The following is a 245-nucleotide window of genomic DNA, read 5'->3' on the forward strand; positions in this document are numbered from 1 at the left end:
GTAGTCAACAGTGTTGCGCTGCTATCGGCCTGCGGAATAGCGATGTGGCTATCGCCGGGTGTCAGAATGACTTTTCGGCAGTCCTCTTCTTTTTTATCAAAGATTTTATATCCCTCAGCGGCCTGTTCCAGTGACATGCGATGGCTGATGATGACTTCCGGTGAGAGACGACCAGTCTCGATGTGGTCGAGGAGCTCAGGTAGGAAGCGATGCACGTGGGTCTGACCCATTTTGAAGGTCAGCCC

1 pseudogene is annotated in these 245 nt (G+C 52.7%); it reads right to left on the bottom strand.

What is annotated here, in order from left to right:
• Positions 1-245 (bottom strand): annotated as a pseudogene (locus tag KMS84_RS44805) (hypothetical protein); the annotation flags it as partial.

Origin of the sequence: Streptomyces hilarionis, from assembly GCF_024539675.1 — a bacterium.
In the GTDB taxonomy this organism is placed as follows: Bacteria; Actinomycetota; Actinomycetes; order Streptomycetales; family Streptomycetaceae; genus Streptomyces; species Streptomyces hilarionis.